Here is a 7,818-nt window from a genome sequence, read left to right as displayed (position 1 = left end):
AAGCGCGATGCGCACGGCGTTCGTAGCCGCTCCGACGCGGATTTGATCGGCGCTGCACCAAAGATGCAGAATTTTATCGTCGAAATTGTCCCTGCGAAGCCTGCCGACGTAGGTTTCATTCGTGTCGCTCGAAAGCAGCGGCATCGGATATTCGTTTTTGCTCGGATCGTCTACAAGCACGATGCTAGGCGCGTTTCTTAAAATTTCGCGCACGCGGCTAATCTCGAAATCCTTTTTAAATTTTATCGTGATCGCCTCGCTGTGGCTGCGAAGTACCGGCACGCGCACGCAGGTAGCCGAAACGGCGAAGTTTTTATGCAAAATTTTCTGCGTTTCGTTCACCATCTTCATCTCTTCTTTGGTGTAGTCGTTGTCCAAAAATACGTCGATGTGCGGGATGACGTTAAATGCTAGCTGGTGCGCGAAAACTTTAGGTTTGCACTCATCAAGCTTAAATTCAAAGAATTTTTGCAGCTGAAACACGAGCTCTTCCATACCCTCTTTGCCCGCGCCGCTGGCGGCTTGGTAGGTGCTTACGTCCACGCGCTCGATATCAAACGCGTCATCAAGCGGCTTAAGAATTTGAACCATCTGGATGGTAGAGCAGTTCGGATTAGCGATTATGCCTGTCTCTTCCCATAGCTTTATATCCTGCGGGTTGCACTCAGGCACGACGAGCGGGACGTCCTCTTGCATGCGAAAGTGGCTCGTGTTGTCGATCACCACCGCGCCGCTTGCCGCAGCAAATGGCACGTAATGCGCCGAAATGGAGCCGCCCGCGCTAAAAAACGCGATGTCGATCTCGTTTTCGTCGAAGGTGCTGTCCGTTAGCTCCCTCACGACGTATTCTTTGCCGCGGAATTCCACCTTCTCGCCCGCGCTCTTTGCGCTTGCAAGCGGCAGTATGTCCTTTACGGGAAAGTTCATCTCGTCTAAGACGCGCAAAATCTCCTCGCCTACGGCGCCGGTAGCGCCTACGATGGCGATATTGTAACTACTCATCCTCTCCTCCTTTTAAAATTTCATCGCTAGGGCCGTCGCTCTGCGAATCTTTGCTATCTAAATTTGAATTTAATAAATTTTCATCCTGCGCAAGCTCGCCTTCATCGCCTTCATCGCCCTCCTCGGCTTTCGGGCAGGTCGCGATGCTCACGACGTCGTCGCCCTCGACATTTACGACGATGACGCCGCTGGTGTTACGGCCCGCTTTGCGGATGCTTTGCATATCGACGCGGATCATCTTGCCGCTGGTGGTTAGCGCCATAAGATCCATCTCCTCATCGACCATCACGACGCCGATGAGCTCGCCCGTGCGGTTGGTGAGCTTCATGCAGATGACGCCCTTGCCGCCGCGGTTTGTGAGGCGATACTCGCTCGCGGTCGTGCGCTTGCCGATACCCTTTTGGCTCACGCTTAAAATTTCTTGCATATCGCTTAAAATAAACGCGGCGCCGATGACCTCGTCGCCTTTTTCTTTAAATTTAATACCCTTTACGCCGCGAGCTATGCGCCCCATCTGGCGAATTTTATTTAGATTAAATTTAAGGCACATTCCCTTTTTCGTAGCGATGAAGAGCATATTTTCGTTCGCGCTTTGCGGCTCGCCATCTTGAGCGCCCTCACCTTGCGAAATTTCATCTGAAATTTCATTCTCGCTTCCTTCCAAAATATCTTGCTCGGTCTGCTCTAAAACTTCCTCAGCCTCACCGCCGTCCAGATCATCGCCGCTTAGAGCGCCTCCTTTGTAGTTTTGCATCTCCTCGGCGCTGTTTGGAGCGATGAGAGCGGTTACGAGAGTGTCGTCATCATCTAGGCTGATAGCGCGGATGCCGAGTGAGCGGATGTTTTTAAATTCGCTTAAATTCGTGCGTTTTACGATGCCGTTGCGAGTGAAAAATATGAGCGACTTGCTCGGATCAAAATCGGTCGTAGGGATGATCGCCATTATCTTTTCGTCCGCGCCGAGCTGGATTAAATTTACTACCGCTTTGCCCTTTGCGGTGCGCGAGCCCTCCGGGATTTTATAGACCTTAAGCCAGTAAAGCTGCCCGCGGTCGGTGATAAACATAAGCGTATCGTGGGTGTTGGACGTAAAAAAGCTCTCGATGAAGTCGTCATCGTACGTCGTAACCGCCACGCGCCCCTTGCCGCCGCGCTTTTGCTTTTCGTAAGTCTTGCTAGGCACGCGCTTGATGTAGCCGCGGTGAGTGATCGTAACGACCATATTTTCATTCGCGATTAAATCTTCGATGTCGATATCCTCGTAGTCATCGACGATTTCGGTGATGCGCGGGCATTTAAATTTATCCTTGATCTCCAAAAGCTCATCTTTGATGATCCCCTCAATCAGCTCCTCGCTCTTTAGGATCGCGTCAAGCCGCTTTATCTCGGCTAAAATTTCTTTTAGCTCCTCCTCGATCTTTTCGCGCTCAAGCCCCGTTAGGCGGCTTAGCCTCATATCCAAAATCGCGCCCGATTGCGCCTCGCTGAGGCCGAATCTGCTCATTAAATTTTCGCGCGCGACGTTGGTGTCGGCGGAATTTCTAATTACGTCGATCACTTCGTCGATATTATCTAGCGCGATCTTTAAGCCCTCTAAGATGTGCGCTCTAGCGCGCGCTTTTTGAAGCTCAAAAATTGTGCGGCGGATGATGACGGTTTTTCTGTGGTTCAAAAACAGCTTCAAAAGCTCTATCAGCGTGAAAATCTTCGGCTCCTTGCCGTCGATTGCGAGCATTATCACGCCGAAGGTCGCCTCCATCGTAGTTTGCTTAAATAGATTATTCAGCACGATCTCGCTCATCGCGTCGCGCTTAAGCTCGATTACTACGCGAATTCCGTCGCGATCGCTCTCGTCGCGCACCTCGGAGATGCCTTCGATCTGCTTTTCTTTTACGAGATCTGCGATCTGCTCGATCAGGCGAGCTTTATTGGTTTGATACGGTAGCTCGTCGATTACGATGACATCTTTACTAGCCTTTTTTTCGATATGGGTTTTAGCGCGAATTTTAACGCGCCCTCTGCCCGTTTTATACGCCTCGATGATTCCTTTTTTGCCGTAGATTATGCCGCCGGTCGGAAAATCGGGACCTTTGATCTCGCCCATAATCTCCTCTAGGCTTGCGTTTTTATTCTCAAGCAGTATCAAAAGACCGCCCACAAGCTCATCTAGGCTGTGCGGCGGGATATTCGTCGCCATTCCAACGGCGATTCCGCTTGAGCCGTTAAGCAGCAAATTCGGCACGCGCGCAGGCAAGACATCGGGCTCGTTTAAGCTCTCGTCATAGTTCGGTACGAAATCGACCGTCTCTTTGTCCAGGTCTTTTAGCAGCTCCTCGGCTAGCGGCGTCATACGCGCTTCGGTGTATCTCATCGCCGCCGCGCCGTCGCCGTCGATCGATCCGAAGTTTCCCTGCCCGTCCACGGAAGGAATTCTCATCGAAAAGCTCTGCGCCATTCGCACGAGCGCGTCGTAAACGGCGGTATCGCCGTGCGGATGGTATTTACCGATGACGTCGCCTACGATACGAGCGGATTTTTTGTAAGGCTGGCGAGAGCCCACGCCAAGATCGTTCATCGCATATAAAATTCGCCTATGCACCGGCTTTAGGCCGTCCCTGGCATCCGGCAGCGCACGACCGATGATAACGCTCATCGAGTAATCAAGATAGCTCGTCTTGATCGATTCTTCGACGTCGATATCGATGATCTCCTGATTTTCAAACATATTTGATTGCATAAATATCCTTTTAAATTTTAAAGCGCGATTATAGCGAATTATTCTTTTGCATTAGCTAAAACCAAGCCGCACACGGGCATAAAGCCGCCATCGATCAAACTCTCGCGCGCTTGCAGCATGCTAAGGCCCGAGGTGATGATGTCATCTACCAGGATTACGGGGAATTTCGGCGGGGTTAAAATTTTAAAATTTCGCTTGTGTTTTAGGCGAAATTCCAAACTCTGCCCCGTGTATTTGACGCGGTTTTGCGCGCGTAGGCAGTGAAATTTCGGCTCCACGAGTTCGCTTTTTAGAGCGCGGGCTAAGATCGCCGTGTGCGAATATCCGCTGCGAGCGTCATCATCCAGCGGCACGGCGTTAAATTTAAAAACCCCGCCCGTTTTAAACGTTTCGTAATTTTGCGGATTTGTAGAAATTTCGCGCTGCAGATGAAGCGGGAATTTCGCTAGGCTTAAAGAAGCTATGCGCGCAAGCACCGCAGCGCCGTATTCGTGATGTTTAGAAAGTATAAGCTCTCGAATTTCGGAGTAGCCATAGTAGTAAAATACGCTAAAGTCCTCCACCTGCCGCATACTTAGGCGGCATTCGGCTAAATTTGCGGCGCAGGCAGCGCAGATCGTGCGCAGGCTAAACGCGCCGCAATTTACGCAGCGCATCTAAAGCGTAGAGATGATTTGATCGGCGGATTTTTTGACGATGTCGCCAAGCAAGCTTTGCACAAAAGGATTAAGCGATCTAGCCGTGCGAAGCGCCGTAAATTGGCTCTGATCCTGCGAAACGCGCTTGGTCGTAGTTTTGTTGCCCTGCACGATAGAGATCGCGACCTCGCCTCTTGCGCTCATATTTTCCTTCGAGTAGCCGTTGATCGCTGCCGAGATGCTTCTAATATTTACGGTTACGATATTCGGGCTTGCCGGATCGATCCTTACGCCGCGAGCCTCAAGCTCCGCGCGCAAAGCCTTGTCGAACCACGCCGAGAGATTATTTTTTAAAAGCACCTCATCGACGAGTTTGCCGTCGTTGTCGTTTATAACGGCGATTACCATCTGATTTTTACGCTGGTCGTTGATCGCGTTGATATTTACCGACTTGCCGCTTACGGTCTGATCGGCCTTAGAAAGATACGGATTTAGGCTGATGACGCTGCTGGTTTGCGAGCAGGCGACAAAAAATAGCGCGAATACGCCGATTAAAAATTTTTTCATTTTTATCCTTTTTCTGAAATTCGGGCGCATTGTAGCACTAAATTTAAAATTTATAGATTTTTTTGTATCATTGTAAGATCAAAGGAGAAATTTTGCAAGCACTCGCTTTAAAATACAGACCCAAAAGCTTCGAGCAGCTCATCGGTCAAGACGCCGTCGCCAAAAGCCTCGCGCACGCGCTGGATTCGGGCAGGCTGAGCCACGCATATCTTTTCAGCGGACTTCGCGGCAGCGGCAAAACCTCGACGGCTAGGATTTTTGCCAAAGCGCTTTTATGCGATAAAGGCCCCACCGGCAAGCCGTGCGAGATCTGCGATAACTGCGTAATGGCAAATGAGGGGCGCCACATCGACATCATCGAGATGGACGCCGCCAGCCACCGCAAGATCGACGATATCCGCGAGCTCATCGAGCAGACGAAGTATCATCCCGCGAGCGCGCGCTTTAAAATTTTCATAATCGACGAGGTGCATATGCTCACCAAAGAGGCCTCCAACGCGCTTTTAAAGACGCTTGAGGAGCCGCCTAGCTACGTAAAATTTATCCTTGCGACCACCGATCCGCTCAAGCTTCCCGTCACGGTGCTATCACGCACGCAGCACTTTCGCTTTAAACCGATCGCTAAAAGCGCCGTCGTAGCGCATCTAGAGCAAATTTTAAAAACCGAAAACATCGCTTACGAAGAGGGCGCGCTCGAAATTCTAGCACGCAGCGGCTCGGGCTCGCTACGAGACACGCTCACGCTCCTCGATCAAGCGATTATCTTTAGCCGCGAAGGCATCACGCAGCACGCGATCGCCGATATGCTGGGCTTGCTTGATCCCGTTAAAATTGGCGAAATTTTAGACGTCGTGCTGCGCCAAGACCGCGCGGGCGCGATCGAGATCATCAAAGAGGTCGAAAACTACAACGCCGAGACGATAATCGACGAGATGATCGCAAATTTAAAGGACAAATTTCTGCGCCGCGACGCGAAATTTAGCCTGCTGATGTATGAGCGGTTTTTCCGCATTTTAGCGGGCGCCAAGAGCATGCTCGCCATCAGCCCGGACAACACTTACGCAATTTCTATGATGATTTTTATGATGATGGAGGCGGTCAATCTGCGCGAAATCGACGAGCTCATAGAGGTCGGCAGATCGCTGGATCAAGGCGAGGGCTATGCTTCCGCTTCGGTGCCTAATTTAAACGCGCAAAGCTCCGCGCCGAATTTTAGGTCAAATTCCAACCAAAGCGCGGCATTTGCGCCAAATAGCGAGTCTGGCGGCACGACTTTTGCGCCGAGTGAGGCGGATAGCGCGATAAGCGGAGTGCCGAGCTTTACTGCGAGCGCGAAACGTCCCGCAAACTCGGCGCAAAACTCTGTCGCAAGCGCTGCGGCAAAACAAAGCTCTGACGCGAGCGACGAAATAAAACCAAACGCAGGCAGCGACGCGCAGACTAAAAATTCTAGCCCATCCGCTAAAACGGGCGCTCAAAATGAAATTTACGAGAATTTTTTAGCCAAAATTTACGACCGCGATTATGATCTGGGCGAGAAATTTAGCAAGTGCGTGGAATTTTTAAAGTTCGAGCGCGGCACGCTGTATCTGCTCTCGCGCGCGCAGGGGCAGGACAGAGAGTACCTACGCAAGGGCTCGCGAGCGATCAATAGCGTGCTAAAATCGCTCTTCGGCGAGAGCGCGGCCATCAAGATCGAGCAAAGCGTGCCGCAAAACGGCGATGATCCCGCCCAAAGCGAGCGCGATCGGAATTCCGCAGGTGGCACAACCGCTACACAAAGCAAGAATTCTACGCAAGGCGCGACTTCCGAATCCAGTGCCGATACTGCGCGCCCGAGAAATTCGACCTCACAAAGCCCTGTAAATTTCGCGTCGCAAAATTTTAATGAAAGCCCCACCTCTAGCAGCGTGCAAGAAAATCCCGAATCTACGCAAACGGGCGAGCAAGATCATAGGAATTTAACCGGCGCGCAAGAGAGCGAGCAGAGCTGTGCACCGCAAATAAATTCCGCCGCAGATGAGGCGCAAGCCGCAAAATTGCAAACTGATGCGGGAAAAAATTCCGAGCAGCAAAATTCGAAAAATTCTACGATGCAAAATTCTGCGCAGCGAAATTCCGCAACGAATTCCAATTTACAAAATTCCGCTTCAAATTCCAAGCTGCAAAATTCCGAAATTTCTGCAGGGGATGACGGCGGGGAAAAGGATGATCTGTTAAGATCCACCGATCCGCAAAACTACGCCGCAAAGCCTCGCGATACAAGCAAGAGCGTGCGCGCCGCAAAGGCAGGTCTCGCCGAGCTCGCAAACGGCGCGCAGGATGGCAAGGAAATTTTGATCTCCGAGATAAATAGGCTATTCGGCGAGCCCACCAAAATCACAGAATAACGCTCGCTGCGGATAAATTTACGCCGCGCCGCGCGATTTTAAATTTAAGCGTGTAAAAACGATATCGAAATTTACGCTACGAAGCAAACCTGCACGATTTTAAAATTTTGATTTTTTAAATTTTTACCCACTTCGCTCGGTTTTGCGACGATGCTTGATCTTTCGAGACAAACGGCTTTGGCGGGAGTGAGTAGCAAAGAGCCGCGCCTGCTCGCGCGAGCTTTGTGCGAACCCAAAAAGAGCGCGCGCGAGCAGTGAAATTTTTAAATTTTAGCGTAGCTTTATTTTTCATCATGCGAGCCAAATTTTACGCACTCGAATTTTTGGCACCTTGTTTTTCGCCACTTAAATTTTTAGCGCCCCGATCTTCGCCGCCAGAGCTTTGCGAGGCGGGATTTTGCTCGCTTGTAGCTTCGGCGCCAGAGCTCTGCGAAGCGCTTTTGTTTGGATCGCGATCTGAAATTTTATCCTGCGAGCCGAGATT

At 50.9% G+C, this 7,818-nt stretch carries 6 protein-coding genes; 1 reads left to right on the top strand and 5 read right to left on the bottom strand.

All coding sequences use genetic code 11. From position 1 onward, the window contains the following. From Q0413_RS06975 to Q0413_RS06960, 4 genes are all read right to left on the bottom strand, one after another. Positions 1 to 1,002: aspartate-semialdehyde dehydrogenase (locus Q0413_RS06975; protein ID WP_298988262.1), on the bottom strand; the 1,002-nt coding region annotated here is incomplete at its 3' end. Next, complete coding sequence (gene gyrA, locus Q0413_RS06970) at positions 995 to 3,727, bottom strand: DNA gyrase subunit A (RefSeq protein WP_298988264.1); 2,733 nt, start codon at positions 3,725 to 3,727, stop codon at positions 995 to 997. The genes Q0413_RS06975 and gyrA, both read right to left, overlap by 8 nt. A gap of 50 nt (positions 3,728 to 3,777) precedes the next feature. After that, positions 3,778 to 4,395 (bottom strand): ComF family protein, encoded by a 618-nt coding sequence (locus Q0413_RS06965; RefSeq protein ID WP_298988260.1) that lies wholly within the window; start codon positions 4,393 to 4,395, stop codon positions 3,778 to 3,780. Then, positions 4,396 to 4,944: a YajG family lipoprotein gene (locus Q0413_RS06960; RefSeq protein ID WP_298988259.1), complete on the bottom strand. Its 549-nt coding sequence runs from the start codon at positions 4,942 to 4,944 to the stop codon at positions 4,396 to 4,398. Positions 4,945 to 5,036: 92 nt separating this feature from the next. Between Q0413_RS06960 and Q0413_RS06955 the strand changes: the two genes are divergently transcribed. Continuing rightward, positions 5,037 to 7,334: a DNA polymerase III subunit gamma/tau gene (locus Q0413_RS06955; protein WP_298988258.1), complete on the top strand. Its 2,298-nt coding sequence runs from the start codon at positions 5,037 to 5,039 to the stop codon at positions 7,332 to 7,334. A gap of 71 nt (positions 7,335 to 7,405) precedes the next feature. On the opposite strand, the gene Q0413_RS06950 is transcribed toward Q0413_RS06955, so the two are convergent. After that, positions 7,406 to 7,531 carry a hypothetical protein gene (locus Q0413_RS06950; protein WP_298988256.1) on the bottom strand — a complete coding sequence of 42 codons (126 nt, stop codon included), beginning with the start codon at positions 7,529 to 7,531 and terminating at the stop codon, positions 7,406 to 7,408. Between the last annotated feature and the right edge of the window lie 287 nt (positions 7,532 to 7,818).

Origin of the sequence: uncultured Campylobacter sp., assembly GCF_938045465.1 — a bacterium.
Taxonomy (GTDB): Bacteria; Campylobacterota; Campylobacteria; order Campylobacterales; family Campylobacteraceae; genus Campylobacter_B.
The sequence above is the reverse complement of the archived record's forward strand: the minus strand, read 5'-3'. Positions and strand labels throughout refer to the sequence as shown.